A 21589-nucleotide genomic window follows, 5' to 3' on the forward strand; every position below is an offset into this window, starting at 1 on the left:
AGTGAGAAATCAAGAGATGTATAAAGGGTCAAATGTATTAATTTTAGGGCTTGCTAAAAGCGGAAACGCTGCTGCAGCCCTTCTTCATCGCTTAGGTGCAAATGTCGTTGTCAACGACATGAAGCCGTTGGAAGAAAATGAAGAAGCAAAAGCATTACAAGCATTGGGAATCGAAGTGATTTGTGGAGAACACCCTCTTTCTCTATTTGATAGAAAAATCGATTTTGTAGTGAAAAATCCAGGCATTCCTTACCACAATCCGATTGTTGTCGAAGCAATGAAGCGTGAAATAAAAGTGATTACTGAAGTTGAAATTGCCTCGGTCATTTCTGAAGCTGCTATCATTGGAATAACGGGTTCGAACGGGAAAACGACAACGACTACATTAACATATGAAATGCTTTTAGGAGCAAGTAAAAAACCGTTAATAGCAGGAAATATCGGAACGGTCGTTTGTGAAGTAGCAGAAAAAGCAACAAAAGATAACTTACTAGTTACAGAACTTTCAAGCTTTCAACTTCAAGGAACAGATCAATTTAGACCTGCTATTTCAGTTCTTCTTAACATCTTTGACGCTCATTTAGATTATCATGGGACGAGAAAAGAATATGCCCATGCAAAAGGTAAAATCTTTGCTAATCAAACAGAAGATGATATTGCTATTTATAATGACGATGATCCAACTGTAAAAAAATTAGTAGAAAACGTAATCGCAAGAAAAGTTCCTTTCTCATCGACAAAAAAAGTAGATAATGGAGCATGGATTCATGAAAGCTCGTTATATTTTAAAGAGGAAAAAATAGTTGATCTTGGTGAAATTGTATTGCCAGGAAAACATAATTTAGAAAATATATTAGCAGCAATAGCTGTAGCAAAAACGTATGGTGTTAGCAATGATCATATTAGAAAAGTGCTGCAAACATTCGCCGGGGTGAAACATCGCCTTCAATATGTCACTTCCATTGAAGACCGCAGGTTTTATAATGACTCGAAAGCTACAAATATATTAGCGACTCAAACGGCTTTATCCGCTTTTGAAACACCGGTAATTTTATTAGCTGGTGGACTTGATCGAGGAAATGACTTTGATGAGTTAATTCCTTATTTGCAGCATGTCAAAGCCGTTATTACATTTGGGCAAACGGCAAGTAAAATTATGAAAATTGCAGAGGAAGCTGGCATTAAAACAGTCAAACATGTCGATAATGTTAATCAAGCAGTCCCTGTCGCTTATGAACTTTCAGAGGCTGGAGATACAATTTTATTGTCACCTGCATGTGCAAGTTGGGATCAATATAAAACGTTTGAACAACGAGGTGACATGTTTATCAATAGCGTGCATAAGCTAAAGATATAGGGCTTGACCTAAATATCTTATTTAACGGACAGAGGTGCGTGCGCAATGTCGGTGAAACGAACACCCCCAGATTTTATTTTAGTTATTGCAACACTTACGTTACTTGCCATAGGAATAATTATGGTTTACAGTGCAAGTGCTGTTTGGGCTGAATATAAATTTGATGGGGATTCTTTCTTTTTCGTTAAAAGGCAGTTACTATTTGCAGGCGTTGGTGTTTTCGCGATGTTTGCCATTATGAGGATTGATTATTGGACATGGCGTACTTGGTCAAAGACGCTTTTGCTTGTCTGCTTTTTATTGTTGATCGTAGTGCTTATTCCAGGAGTAGGGATGGTACGAAACGGCTCACAAAGTTGGATAGGGGTTGGAGCGTTTTCTATTCAACCTTCAGAATTTATGAAACTTGCAATGATTGCTTTCTTAGCAAAATATTTATCCGAAAATCAAAAAGATATTCCATACTTTAAAAAGGGGCTTGTTCCCACTTTAGGAATTGTAATGCTGGCGTTTGGGCTTATCATGTTGCAGCCAGATTTAGGGACAGGTGCTGTTTTAGTAGGTACTAGTGTCGTGATTATTTTTGTTGCTGGTGCCCGAATTAGTCATTTTGTCGGGTTAGGATTAATCGGATTAGCGGGCTTTGCATTATTAGTGTTATCTGCCCCTTATCGGATTAAACGAATCACCTCGTTCTTAGATCCATGGGAAGATCCATTAGGAAGCGGATTTCAAATTATTCAATCATTGTTAGCGATTGGACCTGGCGGACTCTTAGGATTAGGTTTGGGACAAAGTAGACAAAAATTCTTCTATTTACCAGAGCCACAAACAGACTTTATATTTGCAATTATCGCTGAAGAGTTAGGTTTTATTGGTGGAACATTTGTCATTTTACTGTTCGCTCTCCTTTTATGGCGAGGAGTAAGGGTAGCGCTAGGTGCGCCAGATTTATTTGGTAGTTTTCTAGCGATCGGAATTATTGCGATGATAGCTATACAAGTCATAATCAATATCGGTGTTGTAACAGGGATGTTTCCTGTTACCGGAATTACTTTACCTTTTCTTAGTTATGGTGGTTCTTCACTTACACTAACCTTAATGGCTATTGGTGTATTGTTAAATATTAGTCGTTATTCGAGGATTTAATAGGCTACAATAATGAAAAGGATACGTTGTACTTATTGACCTTGCTTATGGCAAGGTTTATTCTTTTTATATAGATTACTTTTTTATACTTGTAAAGAATTGTTATTCATTGAACGTTCATAAGTTTTTACCCATATAATACATTACAAAAGATGAACGTACAGTAGTAGGAGGTAAATAATGAAGCACATAATAGAACGCCTGGAAAATGCTGAAGTTGGAAAAATATTAATAGACGAACCACTGGCAAACCATACGACATTAAAAATAGGTGGGCCAGCTGATATTTTAGTTATTCCTGAAAATATTAATGCAATTAAAAAGATTATTAGTATTGTAAAAGAGGAAAACGTAAATTGGCGAGCAATCGGAAGAGGGTCAAATTTATTAGTTGATGACGATGGAATTGAAGGCGTTGTCATTAAACTATCTGACGGTCTCGATCATTTAGAAATTGATGAGGAAGAAATTACAGTCGGTGGTGGTTATCCGATTATTAAACTTGCAACTGTAATTAGTAAGCAAGGTTTATCTGGTCTTGAATTTGCTGGTGGAATTCCAGGTTCAGTAGGTGGAGCAGTATTTATGAATGCTGGTGCTCATGGATCAGATATATCAAAAATACTTAAAAAAGCACACATATTATTTGAAGACGGTACAATGACATGGCTAAATTGTGAGGAAATGGACTTTTCTTATCGAACTTCCCTACTGCAAGAAAAACCAGGAGTTTGTTTAGAAGCAGTTTTTTCTCTAGAAAAAGGGAACAGAGAAGAAATTGTTGAAATAATGCAAAAAAATAAAGATTATCGTAGGAAGTCACAGCCTTGGAACTTCCCATGTGCAGGAAGTATTTTTAGAAATCCACTCCCTGACTATGCAGGTGCGCTTATAGAAAAAGCGGGACTTAAAGGACATCAAATTGGTGGTGCACAAATTTCAGAGATGCATGCCAATTTCATTGTAAATGCAGGAAATGCAAAAGCAAAAGATGTGACAGACTTAATTGCTTTTATAAAGAAGACAATAAAAGAAAAATTTTCTGTTGAAATGGAGACAGAAGTAGAAATCATTGGTGGGCGAGGGAAAAAGTAGCAACAAAATAGCGAGTAAAATTTTCTGAATATATGGTATAATAATTACAAATATTTTCTAATTACAAAAGAAATAGAGAAGAACGGCATATGCCGTTCTTTCTTCGCTCTATTATTTAGAAGGAAGCATATTTGCCATCGAAATAATATTTCATTGAAATGTAAGGAGCCTTGTATTTGCTAAAGCTTACCATTTGGTGAGTTTTTATTTTCCTCAAGTGTATAATAATGGTGGTGAAACTATGAATACGAATAATAAAGTATCTTCAATTGAAGATCGAATTCCTCGATTGAAAGAATTAAGAAAACAAAAAGCAAATAAAAGGCTAATCTTTTACATATCTGTATTCTTTTTACTCATCGCTTTTATCGTATATACACAATCTCCATTAAGTAATTTACAAGAAATCGAGATTAGTGGAAATATATATGTTTCAGATGAAAAAGTAATAAAGCAAAGCGAATTAACAAATGAATTAAACTTTTGGGAGATTGATTTGAACATCGTACGAGACAAGCTTCACGCATTGGAGCAAGTAAGTGATGTTAAGATTGAAAAAAACTGGTATAACAAAATTTCAATAACGATTGAAGAGCATCGCCATATTGCCTATTTGCAAATTGACGGTAAATACTTTCCAATTATTGAAAGCGGTAAGATTCTGAAACCTTTATCGGAAAAAGAATGGGCTGTAAATGCGCCAATCTTAGTGAATTGGGAACAAGGTGAAGACCTACAAGCATTAGCAGAGCAATTGGTGAAAATTGAACAATCGATTAGTGGTAGAATATCAGAAATTCACCATGTCCCTTCTGATATCGATCCATGGAGACTACTATTATTTATGAATGATGGTTATGAAGTACTTGCTAGTATTGGTAATTTAGCACAAAACATTTCTTTTTATCCTTCCATATTGGAAGAGTTGAAATTAGAAGGTTATCCGGAAGGTATTATTCACCTCGAAGTCGGTTCTTACTTTGAATATGCTGAGGATAATAATTGAGAAATGATAAAGAATTTTTCCATCTATCTCTTAATTCTTCCTATTTCACGCAATATTATTTAATAATTAAGAAAAATAGAAGAAATTATATTGAATATCTTGCGGAAAGTTCAAAAAAATGGTACAAAAAGAAGGGAATTTAATTTATTCATAGAATAGGTTATTGATATCATTGTATAATAAATAGATTACTAATAATAAAACAATTTAGATATATAAGCGTTAGCTAAGGAGGTGCCATAGAATGAACAGCAATGAAGTATACGTAAGTTTAGACATCGGTACATCCAATGTAAAAGTTATCATTGGTGAAATGACCAACGGGGCACTTAATATCATTGGAGTAGGAACAGCAAAGTCAGAAGGAATCAAAAAAGGTTCCATTGTTGATATAGATTTAACCGTTCATTCTATCAAAAACGCGATAGAACAAGCAGAAAAAATGGTAGGATTAGAGATTAAAAATGTCATTGTCGGCGTTTCAGGGAATCATATTTCTCTTCAAAACTCTCATGGCGTTGTCGCTGTCTCAGGTGAAAAAAGAGTTCCTGAGATTGATGATCAAGATATTGCTAGAGTTATGGAAGCAGCTCAAGTTTCTATACCTTTAGACCGTAAGATTATGGATGTTATCCCGAAAGAATTTATCGTTGATGGACTTTCTGGCATTACAGCACCACGAGGAATGATTGGTGTTCGTTTAGAAATGCATGGAACAATAATCTCTGGTTCTAAAACTGTGTTACATAATATTGAGCGATGTGTTCAACGTGCAGGATTAAATGTTTCTTATGTTTGCCTAGAACCATTAGCATCTGGGATGACGGCATTATCAAAGGATGAAAGGAATATTGGAACTGCCCTAGTTGACATCGGTGGAGGAACGACAACCGTTTCCATCTTTGATCAAGGCCACTTACAAGCCATGGTTGAAATCCCTGTTGGTGGTGATCACATTACGAAAGACATTTCAATCGGCCTAAAAACTACGACAGACGTTGCAGAAACTTTAAAACTGAAATATGGACATGCTTTTTACGATAATGCTTCTGAAGATGTCGTTTTCCAAGTACCAATTATCGGTGGAAATAAGCATGTTGATAAAAGCCAATTAGAAATTAGTGATATTATCGAAGCGCGCTTAGTTGAAATTTTACAGCTTGTCGAATTGGAAGTTCGTAAATTAGGTTACAAAGACTTATCAGGTGGATATGTTTTAACTGGAGGAGTTTCATCTACAGAAGGCTTATTAGATTTAGCATCTGAAGTGTTACAACACCATGTTCGCATAGCGGTGCCAGATTATATTGGAGTTCGTGAGCCTCAATACACATCAAGCGTAGGCCTTATTAAATTTACAGATCATCTTGTCAAAGTACAAGGTAAAGGTAAGGAAGTAGCTGCTGGAATTATTGAAGATATAGAAGTTCCGATAAAGAAAGAAAAAGCGCCTAAAAAAGAAAAAAATACAGATGCATTGGCAAAAATTAAAAACTGGACTAAATATTTCTTCGAGTAAAAAGCAGACATCATCGTACAATGACCAAATAGGAGGATCTGATATGTTAGATTTTGATACAAATATGGAATCACTTGCAACAATTAAAGTAATTGGTGTTGGTGGTGGAGGAAATAATGCAGTAAACCGAATGATTGAACACGGTGTTCGAGGTGTAGAGTTTATTGCTGTAAATACTGATGCACAAGCTCTTAATTTATCGAAGGCTGAAACACGTATGCAAATTGGTGGGAAGCTTACACGCGGATTAGGTGCAGGTGCTAACCCTGAAGTAGGAAAAAAAGCTGCTGAAGAAAGCCGAGAACAAATTGAAGAAGCACTTAGCGGTGCAGATATGGTATTCGTAACAGCAGGAATGGGTGGAGGAACTGGTACTGGTGCAGCTCCAGTAATTGCTGATATTGCGAAATCAATTGGAGCATTGACTGTAGGTGTAGTTACTCGACCGTTTACATTTGAAGGAAGAAAACGTTCAAGTCAAGCTGCAACTGGAATCGAAGCACTAAAAAATAGCGTAGATACTTTAATTGTAATTCCAAACGATCGCTTACTAGAGATTGTTGAAAAGAATACACCTATGTTAGAAGCATTCCGTGAAGCGGATAACGTATTACGTCAAGGTGTACAAGGTATCTCAGATTTAATCGCCGTACCAGGACTAATTAACTTAGACTTTGCAGATGTAAAAACTATTATGTCTGACAAAGGATCTGCATTAATGGGAATTGGGGCTGCAAGTGGTGAAAATCGTGCAGCTGAAGCAGCTAAAAAAGCTATTTCAAGTCCATTACTTGAAACGTCAATTGATGGAGCTCAAGGTGTATTAATGAACATTACTGGTGGAGCAAATTTAAGTTTATTTGAAGTTAATGAAGCAGCAGATATTGTAGCTTCAGCGGCTGACCAAGATGTAAACATGATCTTTGGTGCTGTTATTAATGAAGAAATGAAAGAAGAAATTATGGTAACTGTAATTGCTACAGGGTTTGTTGAACAAGCAACTATTGCTGCAAAGCCAGCTCGCCAAAAGACTTTTGTTTCAGGGACAGCTCGTGAAGAAAAAACAACTGAACAAAAAACTACAACAACTACTGTACAACGTAATGGAGCGGAAGATCCTTTAGATATTCCGGCATTCTTACGTAACCGTAGTCGTCGCAGATAATAAAATTAGATCCCTTTTGGGGTCTTTTTTTTATGCTTTATTTTTCTTGATTTTGCGGTTAAATATGAAAAAAACCTCGTCATAATCAACAGTAGCGAAAAAAGACAAAATCTCCGAAAAATTACTGCATGAACCGACACACTTCAAAATAGTATGTACTATATACTTAATTTAAATAGTTGGAGAAAGGAGAAACCCTTTGACGATATACTTAGATGTCATTTGGTTTTTAAATTTTTGTTTTGATGCGTTGTTATTATTGTTGACGGGACTAGTGTTAAAAAGACGTATAACAAAGTGGCGTATAATTTTAGGTGCATTTATTGGATCGACGATAGTATTGTTTATGTTCACACCTTATAATTATATTTTTTCTTTGCCCTTGGTAAAAATTATGTTTTCGCTTGTTATTGTCCTCGCAGCATTTGGTTTTACACGGTTAACTACTTATATGCAAAATGTTGCGATGTTTTATTTTGTTACGTTCGTTATGGGTGGTGGAATGTTAGGAGTGCATTATTTATTTAATGTGCAATGGCTGGAAACGCAAAGTAATTATGAAATCGGCGACCCGGTTAGTTGGCTATTTGTCATCATAGGATTCCCACTCATCTTTTACTACTCGAAAAGTAGATTTTCTTCAATTGAGGTCAGAAAAGTACATTTTGACCAACTCGTTGATGTAACCGTGGTTGTAGGAGAAGTAACAATAAAAACTGTCGGATTAATAGATAGTGGAAACCAATTAAATGACCCAATTACGAGAGCCCCAGTATTAATCATGGACACAAAAAGTTGCAAAGAACAGTTGCCGAAAACATTTTTACATCGTATCGAAAATCCAACAACAATTGGGATGGATGAAGAAGAAACAAAAAACTGTGCTTGGGAGCATCGAATGAAAATTATCCCTTATCGTGCAGTAGGAAGTAGTAATCAATTTTTAATCGCAATCAAACCTGACAAGCTAACGATTAGGCATGATGACGTTAATTATGTAGTAGGAAAAGGATTAGTTGCATTTAGTACAACAACGTTATCAAGTGAAAATGAGTATGGGTGTATTGTCCATCCAAAAATGATCGTTCTAGGTCAGTCTACACAATCAGCATAATGTATACGGTACAAGGGGGATAAACATGAAAAAAATTAAAATTCGTCTTACATTATTGTGGTACAAACTATTAATAAAACTTGGGCTGAAGACTGATGAAGTTTATTACATTGGAGGAAGTGAAGCATTACCTCCGCCATTATCCAAAGAAGAGGAAGCAGAACTTTTAAGTCAATTACCATCTGGTGATAAAGCTGTAAGGTCCATACTTATTGAAAGAAACTTGCGTTTAGTCGTATACATTGCAAGGAAATTTGAAAATACAGGGATTAATATTGAAGATTTAATTAGTATAGGGACGATTGGGCTTATTAAAGCAGTAAATACGTTTAACCCAGAAAAGAAAATTAAACTAGCGACATATGCTTCCCGTTGTATCGAAAATGAGATTTTAATGTATTTAAGAAGGAATAATAAAACAAGATCGGAAGTTTCGTTCGATGAACCATTAAATGTCGATTGGGATGGAAATGAATTGCTTCTTTCTGATGTTATGGGTACGGAAAATGATGTGATAACAAAAGATATAGAAGCAACGGTTGATAAAAGATTATTGAAAAAAGCACTTCATACGTTAAATGACAGAGAGAAACAAATTATGCTTTTACGATTTGGTTTAGAAGGTGATGAAGAGAAAACTCAGAAAGATGTTGCAGACCTTTTAGGAATATCACAATCTTATATTTCTCGCCTAGAAAAGCGTATCATTAAGCGATTACAAAAGGAATTTAATAAGATGGTGTAATGCCATCTTATTTTTAAATGCATAAATTTCCCACTCAAGGAGATACTTTACTTGTACAGCATCTCCTGTTAGGAGGGAAAGATATGGCTCGCAATAAAGTTGAAATTTGTGGCGTTGATACGTCAAAGTTACCAGTTTTAAAAAATGAAGAAATGAGAAAATTGTTTAGAGAAATGCAATCTGGTGAATTACAAGCAAGGGAAAAATTAGTAAACGGGAACTTGCGATTAGTACTTAGTGTAATTCAAAGGTTCAACAACAGAGGCGAATATGTTGATGATTTATTTCAAGTTGGTTGTATTGGATTAATGAAGTCTATCGACAATTTTGATTTAGGTCAAAATGTTCGTTTCTCGACGTATGCTGTACCTATGATCATCGGTGAAATCCGTAGATATTTACGAGATAATAACCCGATTAGAGTATCCAGGTCACTCCGAGATATAGCGTACAAAGCATTGCAAGCACGTGAAAGGTTAATGAGTAAAACAAACCGTGAACCAACTCCGAAAGAAATTGCAGATGAATTAGATGTTCAACAAGAAGATGTTGTATTTGCACTAGATGCTATTCAAGATCCTGTATCACTATTTGAGCCAATTTATAATGATGGTGGAGACCCAATTTATGTCATGGACCAAATTAGTGATGATAAGCAAAAAGATTTGCAATGGGTAGAAGAAATAGCCCTAAAAGAAGGAATGCGTCGCTTAAATGAGCGAGAAAAAATGATACTTACGAAGAGATTCTTTCAAGGAAAAACACAAATGGAAGTTGCTGATGAGATTGGAATATCTCAAGCACAAGTGTCACGTTTGGAAAAAGCAGCTATAAAACAAATGAATAAGCATATTCAACATTAGCCTGTCCGATTTGGACAGGCTTTATTTTTGTATAAATAAACGCTACCTTTCGTATAGACATAGTTACGTATTTCATAACTACAATGGGTTGTTCATATATATATGTAAAGGAAAGGTAGGAGAAGACAATGATAAAAATTTCTGAATTTCAAGTTAAAGATGTTATAAATATTAATGATGGAAAGCGCATTGGTCATGTTAGTGATTTAGATATTAATTTATCTACAGGAAAAATTGACGCAATAATTATAATGCGCAGCGGAAAAATATTAGGTATGTTTGGAAAAGAAGAAGAAGTAATTATACCGTGGAGAAACATTATTAAAATTGGTAGTGATGTCATTTTAGTACGTCATTATGATATGAACGACCATTCGGGACCAAACGAAAACCAAGTGTAGTAGTAAATACTAGAAGGAAGTAAGAAAATCAGATATGATTAACATATGAAAAAGATTTGGGTGAAAAAATATGTACAAAGACTTGCGCGATAATTTCACATTGACAAAGCTCGGTGACAAAAAACTAACAATAGGAATGACGACTCGAAATGGTGGAGCAAGCACTCCACCCTTTTCATCGTTAAATTTAGGCTTACATGTACATGATAAGAAGGAAACGGTTGTACAAAATAGAGGAAAAGTAGCAAGTGCTATAAATTTTCCTTTAAACAATTGGGTATGTGCTGATCAAGTCCATGACACAGTTATTAAAGAAGTAACTACATTGGACCTTGGAAAAGGTGTATACGACTATGAAGACGCGATAAAGGGAACGGATGGCTTGTATACTAAGGAGGCTGACATTCTTTTAACAGCAGCCTTCGCAGACTGTGTCCCATTGTTCTTTGCAGTTGAAGACCCTGCAATCGTAGCTATCGCTCATGGAGGTTGGAAAGGTACAACTTCAAAAATAGCCGCCAAAATGATTGAGCAATTACAAAACAAGGAAGATATTTTAGCAGAAAACGTACATGTTTATATTGGACCTTCAATAGGTGCGTGCTGTTATGAAGTCGATAACAGAGTAATTGAACAAGTAAACAAGAGTTGTGAGAATAATCATTTGTCTTATGAAACTACAAGCAATGGTTATATGCTAGACTTAAAAGAACTTAACCGACAAATTCTTATAGAAGCTGGTGTAATCGAGCAACATATCTCTATCTCACCATATTGTACGAGTTGTCAAAATGAGTTGTTCTTTTCCCATCGCAAAGAAAATGGGAGTACTGGAAGAATGTTTGGTTTTATTGGTATGAAACAGGAGGATTGAAAAAGATTGACTGTTAAAAGAAATTATGAGGAAATAAAAGAGACGATCCGTAATGCTTGTCAAAGGAGGAATCGACAAGAAACAGAAGTTAACGTCATTGCTGTTACGAAGTATGTTTCCTTAAAAACTGCTCAGGAAGCTATTGAGGCAGGAGTTAAGCATTTAGGTGAAAATCGTGTTGAAGGCTTTTTAGAAAAATTTGAAACGCTAAATGGGAAGGCGAAATTTCATTTTATTGGAACATTGCAGTCAAGAAAAGTAAAAGATGTAATTAATGAAATTGATTATTTACATTCATTAGACCGCCTTTCGCTAGCGAAAGAAATCGAAAAAAGAGCAGAAAATGAAGTAAATTGCTTCATTCAAGTAAACGTTTCTGGAGAGGATTCAAAGCATGGCATAGCTCCAGAAGACGTAAAAGACTTTGTCGAAAAGATTAAAGATTATTCAAAGGTAAAAGTTGTCGGATTAATGACTATGGCTCCAAATATAGAGGATAAGGAAAAGATTAGAACTTATTTTCGTGATTTAAAAAGTCTGCAAATGGATGTTCAAGCGTTAAATATCCGTAATGCGCCTTGCTTAGAATTATCTATGGGTATGTCAAATGATTATGAAATTGCGATTGAAGAAGGAGCGACATTCGTTAGAATCGGCTCAGCTTTAGTTGGAAATGAAACAATTTAATAAATAAATTTCAGTAGAGGTGACTAGTTTTGGAAATGTTAGAACAAATTTTACTTACAGCACTAAATCTTTATAGTTTTGCTTTAATTGGTTATATTTTAATGTCTTGGTTTCCTAATGCAAGAGAATCAGGTATTGGTCGTTTTCTATCGACAATTTGTGAACCTTACTTAGAACCTTTCCGCCGCATTATTCCACCATTAGGTATGATCGATATTTCACCAATTGTGGCAATTTTTGCATTAACTTTTGCAGAAATGGGTGTCATCAGCCTTTTTAACATGTTTACATAAAGGTGACTGAATGAGCATCTACGAACATTATCATAAAGACGAGCATGACTTTGTAGATCAAGTGTTAGACTGGAAAAATCAAGTTGCAACACAGTATGCATATAAACTAACTGATTTTCTTGACCCAAGAGAACAAAAGATTTTATCTGATTTGATAGGAAAAAACGATGAAATTAAAGTTTCTTTTTGGGGTGGGGCGAGTTTTGTAGAACGAAAAAGAGCAATAATTTATCCTTCATATTATGAAGTTTCTACATCTGACTTTATGTGTACAAGTTTTAAAGTGAACTATGCAACGAAGTTTGTTTCAATTGAACATCGCAATGTGCTTGGATCGTTAATGTCCCTGGGCGTTAAGAGAGAAAAGTTTGGTGATGTCATAATCGAAGAAGAAACAGTCCAGTTTGTAATTGATACGCAAATATCTGATTACGTTAAGGTTAACCTAAATAAAATTGGAAAAGCATCTGTTAAACTTATTGAAGTTGATTCCGAAGAATTAGCAAAAGGGCAAGAACAGTGGCATGAGGTAACGGCTACTGTCTCTTCTTTAAGGCTTGATGCTATTCTTTCAGAAGTATATAAACTTTCAAGACAGAAAATCGTGCCACTTATTAAATCTGGCGCTACAAAAGTGAATTGGAAAGTCATTGAACAACCATCCTATGAATGTAAGGAAAATGACTTATTGTCTGTCCGTGGATTTGGACGAGCGAAAATACTAGAAATTAATGGGAAAACAAAGAAAGAAAAATGGCGAATGATGGTAGGAATTAAAAAATAATTGTAAAAAATAGAGGAATATCAAAAAAATTGTCGAAGTATTATAAAAAATTATGTAAAATAGAATTAAGTACAAACTAACAAATAGATAATACACTTGGAGGTGGTCAGAAGTGTCGCTAACACCGCTTGATATTCATAATAAGGAATTTAGTAAAGGCTTTCGCGGATATGATGAAGATGAAGTAAATGAATTTCTTGATCAAATTATTAAAGATTACGAAATTATTATTCGTGATAAAAAAGAATTAGAATCAAGAGTTTCTGATTTACAGGACAAGCTTAGCCATTTTTCTAGCATTGAAAATACGCTAAATAAATCCATTGTCATTGCACAAGAAACTGCTGAAGAATTAAAGCAAAATGCAATGAAGGAATCAAAGCTAATTGTTCGTGAAGCAGAAAAAAATGCTGATCGAATTGTAAACGAGGCTTTAGTTAAATCACGAAAGATAGCTTTAGAAGTGGAAGAATTGAAAAAGCAAGCGAAAGTATATCGTACTCGCTTCCGTATGTTAATTGAAGCGCAATTAGATTTAATTGAAACAGATGATTGGGATCAATTAATTAATACGATCGAAGAAGAAAAAGAAGAAGTAAATTCATAATTCATTAGTTGTTGACGTAGATAGATGTTTTAGCATATAATGATAAGCAAAATTGAAATCATTTAAATCATAGCGTTAACAACGAGGACAGGGACAGTACAGCTCCATTTAATACATAGCGAATCAGGGATAGTGGAAGCCTGAGGTAAAGAAGTTGCTGGAAAATCACCCTTGAGTTCCTTTGCTGAAATAGAGTAAGCAACGGCGGATCATTCACGTTAAGAATGTTGAGCGGGTTATGTAAATAACCTACTAGAGTGGTACCGCGGGAATCTTTCTCGTCTCTTAGGAGATGAGGAAGATTTTTTTGTTTTTCGCTCTGTTAGCTATGATTGTTGATATTTAAAGATAATAGAAGCGTTGCCCGCGGGAAACGTCCGCCTGAAGCTATTCAAAATCAACAAAATTCTTTAACAGCGCTTTTTTAAAAATGAAAAAATAAATGGAGGCTTAATGTAAATGGAGTATAAAGATACGTTAAAAATGCCAAAAACTGATTTTCCGATGCGTGGAAATCTACCGAATCGTGAACCATTAATTCACGATAAATGGAATGAGCTTAATATTTATCAAAAAGTATCAGAAAGAACGAAAGGAAGACCATCATTTATTTTACATGATGGACCACCTTATGCGAACGGTGACTTACACATGGGTCATGCTCTAAACAAAGTTCTTAAAGACTTTATTGTTCGTTATAAATCAATGAGTGGGTTTTATTCACCATATGTACCTGGATGGGATACGCACGGATTGCCAATTGAACAGGCATTAACAAAAAAGAAAGTAAAAAGAAAAGAAATGACTGTAGCGGCATTCCGTGAAAAATGTGCAGAATATGCATTAGGTCAATTGGACAGCCAACGTGAGCAATTTAAACGTTTAGGAATTTTAGCTGATTGGGATAATCCTTATGTCACGCTAGATAAAGCTTATGAAGCGCAACAAATTAAAGTGTTCGGTGAGATGGCGAATAAAGGATATATTTATAAAGGGAAAAAGCCTGTTTATTGGTCACCATCTTCAGAATCTGCATTAGCTGAAGCGGAAATTGAATACCATGACAAGCGATCAGCATCTATTTATGTTGCATTTTCCGTTACAGATGGAAAAGGAGTTCTTGAAGGTGACGAAAAGTTCATCATTTGGACAACAACGCCTTGGACAATTCCTGCAAACTTAGGAATCGCTTTACACGCTGAGATGGAGTATGCTGTTGTCGGTGTGGCTGGTACGAAATATGTTATTGCTTCAGAGTTAGTAGAAAATGTAGCGGCTGAATTAGAATGGGAAAATCACGAAGTTCTGAAAACAGTGAAGGGTGCAGAACTAGAATATGTTGTTGCGAAGCATCCTCTTTATGACAGACAGTCGTTAGTGATGGTTTCTGACCACGTTACAGCTGAATCAGGAACTGGTTGTGTACACACTGCTCCAGGACACGGGGAAGACGATTTCCTTGTTGGAAAGCGTTATAACCTTGATGTGTTATGTCCAGTCGATGATAAAGGAAATATGACTGAGGAAGCACCAGGATTTGCAGGTTTATTTTACGATGAAGCGAATAAACCGATTACTGAAAAATTAAATGAAGTAGGAGCTTTACTAAAGCTACAATTCATTAAACATTCTTATCCACATGATTGGCGTACGAAAAAACCAGTTATTTTCCGTGCTACAGCTCAATGGTTTGCTTCGATTAAGGATTTCAGAGAAGAAATCTTACAAGCAATTAAAGACACGAAATGGGTTCCGCAATGGGGAGAAACTCGCCTTTATAATATGATTAAAGACCGTGAAGACTGGTGTATCTCTCGTCAACGTGCTTGGGGAGTTCCAATTCCTGTATTTTATGGAGAGAATGGCGAAGCAATTATTTCCCAAGAAACAATTGCACATGTTTCTGAATTATTCCGTGAGCATGGCTCAAATATTTGGTTTGAGTGGGATGCAAAGGATCTATTACCAGAAGGATTTACTTCGGAACATAGTCCTGGCGGAACATTTACAAAAGAGACAGATATTATGGATGTTTGGTTCGATTCTGGTTCTTCTCACCAAGCAGTATTGGAAGAGCGTGAAGAATTAAGCAGACCAGCTGATCTTTATTTAGAAGGTTCTGACCAATATCGTGGTTGGTTTAACTCGTCATTATCAACTTCAGTTGCAGTAACTGGAAAAGCACCTTATAAGGGCATTTTAAGTCACGGCTTTGTAAATGATGGCGATGGCAAAAAAATGAGTAAATCATTAGGAAATATTATCGAGCCAGGGAAAATTGTAAAACAATACGGTGCAGATATTATTCGTCTTTGGGTTGCTTCTGTCGACTATCAATCAGACGTTCGTGTTTCCGATGAGATTTTAAAACAAGTATCTGAAGGTTATCGTAAGATTCGTAATACATTCCGTTTCTTATTAGGAAACTTAAGTGATTACAATCCTACTCAAAATAAAGTAGCTGTGGCTGACCTTGCAGAAGTAGATAAATATATGTTAGTTAAGTTAAATAACTTAATTACAAGCGCGAAAAAATCATATGATGAGTATGATTTTGCTGAAGTAACTCACGCAGTTCATAACTTCTGTACAATTGAATTAAGTTCATTCTACTTAGACATTGCCAAGGATGTCCTATACATTCAACCGGAAAATGCCCAAAGAAGAAGAGCGATTCAAACTGTTATGTATGAAACAGTTACAGCATTAACGAAGTTAGTTGCGCCTATCTTATCTCATACAGCAGATGAAGTTTGGCCACATATCCCTCATGTTGATGGTGAGAGTGTATTCTTAACTGATATGCCAGACGAACTAAACGTTGATAATACAGAAACGATTGAAAACAAATGGGATCGTTTTATGGATATCAGAAACGATGTTCTAAAAGCATTAGAAAATGCTCGTAACGAAAAAGTAATTGGTAAGTCATTAACTGCTTCATTGAAGCTATATCCTACTGAAGAAACAAAGGAATTATTAGCATCACTCGATCAGTTACATCAGTTATTTATCGTATCTAACGCAACGATTGCTGGTAAATATGAAGAAGCTCCAGAAACTGCTAATAAGTTTGAACAAATCAGTGTATTAGTAGAGGCTGCTGAAGGCGAAACGTGTGAGCGTTGTTGGATTGTTTCACCGACTGTTGGTGAAAATAGTAAGCATGAAACACTTTGTGAAAGCTGTGCCGATATCGTAATGAACCATTACGAATAAAAAAAGTAGCACTTTGCCATTAAGGTAAAGTGCTTTTTTCATAAAACTAAGATAGAATATAAATAATAAAGATAGATAAGAAGTGAGGGTGGGGTATGAAGTTAGGATATTATGTTTTGGCGGCTGTAATCATTTTAGTTGACCAGTGGACAAAGGAATTAGTTGTAAGGCATATGGAACTTTATGATAGTATTCCATTAGTAAAAGATTTTTTATATTTAACATCACACCGAAATAAAGGTGCAGCGTGGGGAATGTTGCAAGGACAAATGTGGTTCTTCTACATCGTCACGGTAATTGTGGTAATTGGGATTATTTATTTCTTAATTAAACATACGAAAAATGAGCCATTTTTAGGATGGCCACTTAGTTTAATATTAGGTGGTGCAATCGGGAATTTCATTGACCGTGTTTTTCGCGGGGAAGTAGTTGATTTCATTGACGTGTATATCTTCACGTATAACTATCCGATTTTTAACATCGCTGATTCTGCATTAGTCGTAGGTGCATTTACAATCATAATTGCCACTTTATTTGACAACAAGAAAAAAGAGGAGCCTATTAATGAATAAAGTTCAAGTAACAATTGAGGAAAAACATGAAAACGAACGTTTGGACAAAGTATTACCACAATACGATGATTGGTCTCGTAGCCAAGTTCAAATATGGATTAAAGAAGGAAATCTGGAAGTAAACGGTAAAACGGTAAAAGGAAACTATAAATGTAAAGCTGGCGATGAAGTTACGATTAATATTCCAGAACCAGAAGTTTTAGACGTCGTACCGGAAAACATTCCGTTAGATATTGTCTTTGAAGATAGCGATGTTGTTGTAGTAAACAAACCACGTGGTATGGTCGTTCACCCTGCCCCTGGCCATCCGTCAGGAACATTGGTAAATGGGTTAATGTATCATATTAAGGATCTATCAGGAATTAATGGCGTACTGCGTCCTGGTATCGTGCATCGCATCGACAAAGATACATCTGGATTATTAATGGTAGCTAAAAATGATAAATCACATGAGTCATTAGTCGAACAATTAAAAGCTAAAACGACATTAAGAAAATACTTTGCAATTGTCCATGGGGTTATTGAACATGATCATGCAACAATTGATGCACCTATAGGTCGTGATAAGAAGGATCGTCAAAGAATGGCAGTAACAAATGAAAATAGTAGAGATGCGGTAACTCATTTTAATGTAGTAGAGCGCTTTAAAGATTTTTCATTTATTGAATGTCAATTAGAGACTGGACGTACGCATCAAATTCGTGTTCATATGCATTATATTGGACACCCAGTTGCGGGAGATCCTAAGTATGGACCGAAAAAAACATTGGATATTGAAGGACAAGCGTTACATGCTGCAACACTTGGATTTGAACATCCAACAACAGGTGAATTTATGCAGTTTGAAGCACCTTTACCTGATGAAATGACAAAACTTTTAGATGAATTGAAAAAAAGGTCTTGACGCTTTTTACTATCGGTGGCATACTTTAAACAAGCAAATTAAATAGCATCCCTTTAATTACAGTCCCGTGAGGCTGAGAAGGAACTAAGCATTTAATGGGTGTAGTCTACCTATTACTCTGTTTATCAACCCTCTTGCCAGACGGCAGGGGGGTTTTTCAATGGGATGAAAAATAACGAGGTGAAAAAATGTCAGAAAAAGCGATTGTTTTAGACGACCAAGCGATTAGACGCGCATTAACTCGTATAGCTCACGAAATAATTGAGCGAAACAAAGGTGTGGAAGACAGTATTCTTGTCGGTATTAAAACAAGAGGAATATATGTCGCACAACGGTTAGCGAAAAGAATCGAAGAAATCGAAGGAAAGAAAATTGCCATCGGAGAAGTGGATATAACTCTTTACCGTGATGACCTATCGATTAAAACGTCGGACAGAGAGCCAGTTTTAAAAGGTACAGATTTACCGGAGTCTATCCAAGATAAAAAGATTATTCTAATCGATGATGTTCTTTACACTGGAAGAACAGTCCGTGCGGCAATGGATGCAGTAATGGATAAAGGAAGACCAGCGCAAATTCAATTAGCAGTCTTAATCGACCGTGGTCACCGTGAATTGCCAATTCGACCAGACTTTATCGGAAAGAATGTTCCAACATCAAAGTCAGAAAAAATTGTAGTGGAACTAGCTGAAGTGGATGGAATTGACCAAGTAAGTATACATGATAAATAAGGCCCTTTTAAAGACAGTCCAGAGAGACTGAAAAGGGGCAATCGTTCTCTTGAAGACTAGTTTGCGCTTGTAAACTAGTAATCAAGGAAACTTTCTGCCTCTTTACAACAATGTAAAGAGTTTTTTTTATGAGCAGATATAAAACAATGGGGGAATTCAAATGAAAACAAACAATATGATTTTAGACGTAAATGAACGACCACAATTACTGAAATGGATTACATTAAGTTTGCAACATTTATTCGCAATGTTTGGAGCAACGGTTTTAGTACCGATTATCACGGGTCTTAGCCCAGCGGTAGCCTTAGTATCTAGTGGTCTAGGAACATTAGCATATCTATTAATAACAAGAGGAAAAATTCCTGCATATTTAGGTTCATCCTTCGCTTTCATTCCACCAATTCTTGTTGCACAAGGGATGGGAGGACCTGAAGGAGCAATGGTCGGAAGTTTTTTAGCAGGTGTTGTTTACGGAATGATAGCATTACTAATTAGTAAGTTTGGTACAAAATGGTTAATGAATATTTTACCACCAGTAGTAGTTGGTCCAGTAATTATCGTTATCGGATTAGGTTTAGCAAGTGTAGCGATTAATATGGCAATGTATGAAAATCCAGGAGAACAAACTGGATATAGCTTTACTCTTATCACAGTTGCTTTAGTAACATTAGCTGTAACAATTATCGGATCCATCTTCTTTAAAGGATTTTTCGGAATTATCCCGATCTTAATTGGAGTCGTTACTGGTTATTTGTTTGCATATACGCAAGGGTTAGTAGATTTCACTGCAGTTAAAGAAGCGAGCTGGATTGCAATGCCAGACTTCATCGTACCATTTGTAACATATACGCCAGAATTTTCATGGGCAATTGCAGGGATTATGGTTCCCGTAGCTATAGTAACAATCGCTGAACACATCGGTGATCAAATGGTACTAAGTAAAATCGCAGGTCGTAACTTCTTAAAGACACCAGGTTTACACCGCTCCATTTTAGGAGATGGTGTAGCGACAATGATCGCCTCAGTACTAGGTGGACCACCGAATACGACGTACGGAGAAAACATCGGAGTAGTCGCAATTACACGCGTATTTAGTACATTTGTAATCGCAGGCGCAGCAGTTTTCGCAGTTGCATTCGGTTTCATCGGAAAAGTATCAGCATTAATCTCAACAATTCCAACAGCGGTAATGGGCGGGATTTCAATCTTACTGTTCGGGATCATTGCTTCATCAGGATTGCGCATGTTAATAGATAATAAAGTCGATTTAGGTAAGAAAAGAAATTTGATTATCTCATCAGTCATTCTTGTTATCGGAGTTGGTGGAGCATTCATCAAATTGGGAGATAACTTCCAAATGGCTGGAATGGCATTAGCAGCAATTATCGGTGTTGTCTTAAACTTAGTATTACCAGGAAAAGATGAGCAAAAAGAATTATCGTTTGAAGAAGAAATAGAAAGTAAGAAAAATTCTGCAGCATAAATAGTTTCATCCTTTAAAAAAGTTCAGAGAAGCTTTCAAGGGTGTTTTTTAAGAGGGAGTTTAGGCGACCCTCTACTTTTCTACACCCTTCCATATCGGAGGGGTGTTTTTTATTGGAGGCGATCAATTTTGCATATTACAACATTAAACAACATGACAATAGAAGAACTACAGTCTGTCCTATCAGCAGCAAAAAAGTTTGCGGAAGGTAAGCAGTGGGAATTAGAACAACAGATGTTTATTGCCAATCTATTTTATGAAAACAGTACGCGAACAAAGCTGAGCTTTGAAGTAGCTGAACAAAAGCTAGGCTTTAAGATTTTAAATGTTGATGTTCATACGTCTAGTGTACAAAAAGGTGAAAGCCTGTATGACACGGTAAAAACGTTAGAAGCAATTGGAGTTGATGCAGTTGTCATTCGTCATCCCGAGGAAAACTATTTTAAAACATTAATAGAAAATATAAATATACCAATTATTAATGGTGGGGATGGTTGTGGAAACCACCCGACACAATCTTTACTAGACTTATATACGATTTTCGAACATTTTAATAGATTTACTAATCTAAATGTTGTCATTTGTGGTGATTTGCGTCATAGCCGTGTCGCACGTTCAAATGCTGAGGTATTAACAAGGCTAGGAGCAACTGTTAGCTATTCAGGACCTGAAAAATGGTTTGATCATACACTTCCAAAAGGTGAGTTTTTAACAATGGATGAAGCGGTGAAACATGCAGATGTGTTAATGCTTTTACGAATCCAAGAAGAGCGCCATCAACAGGCTAATAATGAGAAGGATACATCTTATTTAGAACAGTATGGGTTAACGGTAGAGAGAGAAAGAAAAATGAAGCAAAATAGCATCATTATGCATCCTGCTCCCGTAAATCGTGGCTTTGAAATTGCAGACGAACTAGTAGAATGTCACCGCTCAAAAATATTTAGGCAAATGAGTAATGGTGTTTTTGTAAGAATGGCAGTGTTAAAATTTGCGCTACAAAATGGAAAGGTGTGAATGG

At 35.9% G+C, this 21589-nt stretch carries 21 protein-coding genes and 1 other annotated feature; all 21 genes read left to right on the plus strand.

Features of this window, described 5'->3' with window-relative positions; all coding sequences use genetic code 11:
- Position 1: 1 nt before the first annotated feature.
- The 21 genes from murD to CIB95_RS02870 all read left to right on the plus strand — a co-directional run bounded on the left by murD (position 2) and on the right by CIB95_RS02870 (position 21585).
- Entirely contained in the window at positions 2 to 1357 is a 1356-nt protein-coding gene (gene murD, locus CIB95_RS02770) for a UDP-N-acetylmuramoyl-L-alanine--D-glutamate ligase (protein ID WP_408607171.1), read from the plus strand.
- Positions 1358 to 1402: 45 nt separating this feature from the next.
- Positions 1403 to 2506 (plus strand): stage V sporulation protein E, encoded by a 1104-nt coding sequence (gene spoVE / locus CIB95_RS02775; RefSeq protein ID WP_094921492.1) that lies wholly within the window; start codon positions 1403 to 1405, stop codon positions 2504 to 2506.
- 180 nt (positions 2507 to 2686) lie between these two features.
- Positions 2687 to 3601 (plus strand): UDP-N-acetylmuramate dehydrogenase, encoded by a 915-nt coding sequence (murB, locus tag CIB95_RS02780; RefSeq protein ID WP_094921494.1) that lies wholly within the window; start codon positions 2687 to 2689, stop codon positions 3599 to 3601.
- A 241-nt stretch (positions 3602 to 3842) separates the two neighbouring features.
- Entirely contained in the window at positions 3843 to 4607 is a 765-nt protein-coding gene (locus tag CIB95_RS02785; RefSeq protein WP_094921496.1) for a cell division protein FtsQ/DivIB, read from the plus strand.
- A gap of 244 nt (positions 4608 to 4851) precedes the next feature.
- On the plus strand, positions 4852 to 6126 hold the full coding sequence (ftsA, locus tag CIB95_RS02790) for a cell division protein FtsA (protein ID WP_094921498.1): 1275 nt from the start codon (positions 4852 to 4854) through the stop codon (positions 6124 to 6126).
- Positions 6127 to 6169: 43 nt separating this feature from the next.
- A complete protein-coding gene (gene ftsZ / locus CIB95_RS02795; protein WP_094921500.1) occupies positions 6170 to 7291 on the plus strand; it encodes a cell division protein FtsZ in 1122 nt (373 codons plus the stop codon).
- Between the two features lie 199 nt (positions 7292 to 7490).
- Positions 7491 to 8405: a sigma-E processing peptidase SpoIIGA gene (spoIIGA, locus tag CIB95_RS02800; protein ID WP_094921502.1), complete on the plus strand. Its 915-nt coding sequence runs from the start codon at positions 7491 to 7493 to the stop codon at positions 8403 to 8405.
- A 25-nt stretch (positions 8406 to 8430) separates the two neighbouring features.
- The gene (gene sigE / locus CIB95_RS02805) at positions 8431 to 9150 is read left to right on the plus strand and encodes an RNA polymerase sporulation sigma factor SigE (RefSeq protein WP_094921503.1); all 720 of its coding nucleotides are present in this window, start codon (positions 8431 to 8433) and stop codon (positions 9148 to 9150) included.
- Positions 9151 to 9233: 83 nt separating this feature from the next.
- Complete coding sequence (sigG, locus tag CIB95_RS02810) at positions 9234 to 10013, plus strand: RNA polymerase sporulation sigma factor SigG (protein ID WP_094921505.1); 780 nt, start codon at positions 9234 to 9236, stop codon at positions 10011 to 10013.
- Between the two features lie 128 nt (positions 10014 to 10141).
- Positions 10142 to 10414, plus strand: a complete 273-nt coding sequence (locus CIB95_RS02815) for a YlmC/YmxH family sporulation protein (RefSeq protein WP_094921507.1) — start codon at positions 10142 to 10144, stop codon at positions 10412 to 10414.
- Positions 10415 to 10484: 70 nt separating this feature from the next.
- Positions 10485 to 11288 (plus strand): peptidoglycan editing factor PgeF, encoded by an 804-nt coding sequence (gene pgeF, locus CIB95_RS02820; RefSeq protein ID WP_094921509.1) that lies wholly within the window; start codon positions 10485 to 10487, stop codon positions 11286 to 11288.
- Between the two features lie 6 nt (positions 11289 to 11294).
- On the plus strand, positions 11295 to 11975 hold the full coding sequence (locus CIB95_RS02825; RefSeq protein ID WP_094921511.1) for a YggS family pyridoxal phosphate-dependent enzyme: 681 nt from the start codon (positions 11295 to 11297) through the stop codon (positions 11973 to 11975).
- A 35-nt stretch (positions 11976 to 12010) separates the two neighbouring features.
- A complete protein-coding gene (locus CIB95_RS02830) occupies positions 12011 to 12268 on the plus strand; it encodes a YggT family protein (protein WP_408607182.1) in 258 nt (85 codons plus the stop codon).
- A 10-nt stretch (positions 12269 to 12278) separates the two neighbouring features.
- Positions 12279 to 13052: a YlmH family RNA-binding protein gene (locus CIB95_RS02835; RefSeq protein ID WP_094921515.1), complete on the plus strand. Its 774-nt coding sequence runs from the start codon at positions 12279 to 12281 to the stop codon at positions 13050 to 13052.
- Positions 13053 to 13164: 112 nt separating this feature from the next.
- Positions 13165 to 13659 (plus strand): DivIVA domain-containing protein, encoded by a 495-nt coding sequence (locus CIB95_RS02840; protein ID WP_094921518.1) that lies wholly within the window; start codon positions 13165 to 13167, stop codon positions 13657 to 13659.
- Positions 13660 to 13734: 75 nt separating this feature from the next.
- Positions 13735 to 13948: a binding site (T-box leader), on the plus strand.
- A gap of 170 nt (positions 13949 to 14118) precedes the next feature.
- Entirely contained in the window at positions 14119 to 16878 is a 2760-nt protein-coding gene (ileS, locus tag CIB95_RS02845; RefSeq protein ID WP_094921520.1) for an isoleucine--tRNA ligase, read from the plus strand.
- A 95-nt stretch (positions 16879 to 16973) separates the two neighbouring features.
- Positions 16974 to 17450 carry a signal peptidase II gene (gene lspA, locus CIB95_RS02850; RefSeq protein WP_094921522.1) on the plus strand — a complete coding sequence of 159 codons (477 nt, stop codon included), beginning with the start codon at positions 16974 to 16976 and terminating at the stop codon, positions 17448 to 17450.
- Positions 17443 to 18354, plus strand: a complete 912-nt coding sequence (locus CIB95_RS02855) for an RluA family pseudouridine synthase (protein WP_094921525.1) — start codon at positions 17443 to 17445, stop codon at positions 18352 to 18354. The genes lspA and CIB95_RS02855 overlap by 8 nt, the downstream gene beginning before the upstream one ends.
- 188 nt (positions 18355 to 18542) lie before the next feature.
- Complete coding sequence (gene pyrR, locus CIB95_RS02860; protein ID WP_094921528.1) at positions 18543 to 19085, plus strand: bifunctional pyr operon transcriptional regulator/uracil phosphoribosyltransferase PyrR; 543 nt, start codon at positions 18543 to 18545, stop codon at positions 19083 to 19085.
- A gap of 160 nt (positions 19086 to 19245) precedes the next feature.
- On the plus strand, positions 19246 to 20568 hold the full coding sequence (gene uraA, locus CIB95_RS02865; RefSeq protein WP_094921531.1) for a uracil permease: 1323 nt from the start codon (positions 19246 to 19248) through the stop codon (positions 20566 to 20568).
- A 129-nt stretch (positions 20569 to 20697) separates the two neighbouring features.
- A complete protein-coding gene (locus CIB95_RS02870; RefSeq protein WP_094921534.1) occupies positions 20698 to 21585 on the plus strand; it encodes an aspartate carbamoyltransferase catalytic subunit in 888 nt (295 codons plus the stop codon).
- Positions 21586 to 21589 lie beyond the last annotated feature (4 nt).

The sequence above is a fragment of the Lottiidibacillus patelloidae genome, from assembly GCF_002262935.1.
Classification (GTDB): Bacteria; Bacillota; Bacilli; order Bacillales; family SA5d-4; genus Lottiidibacillus; species Lottiidibacillus patelloidae.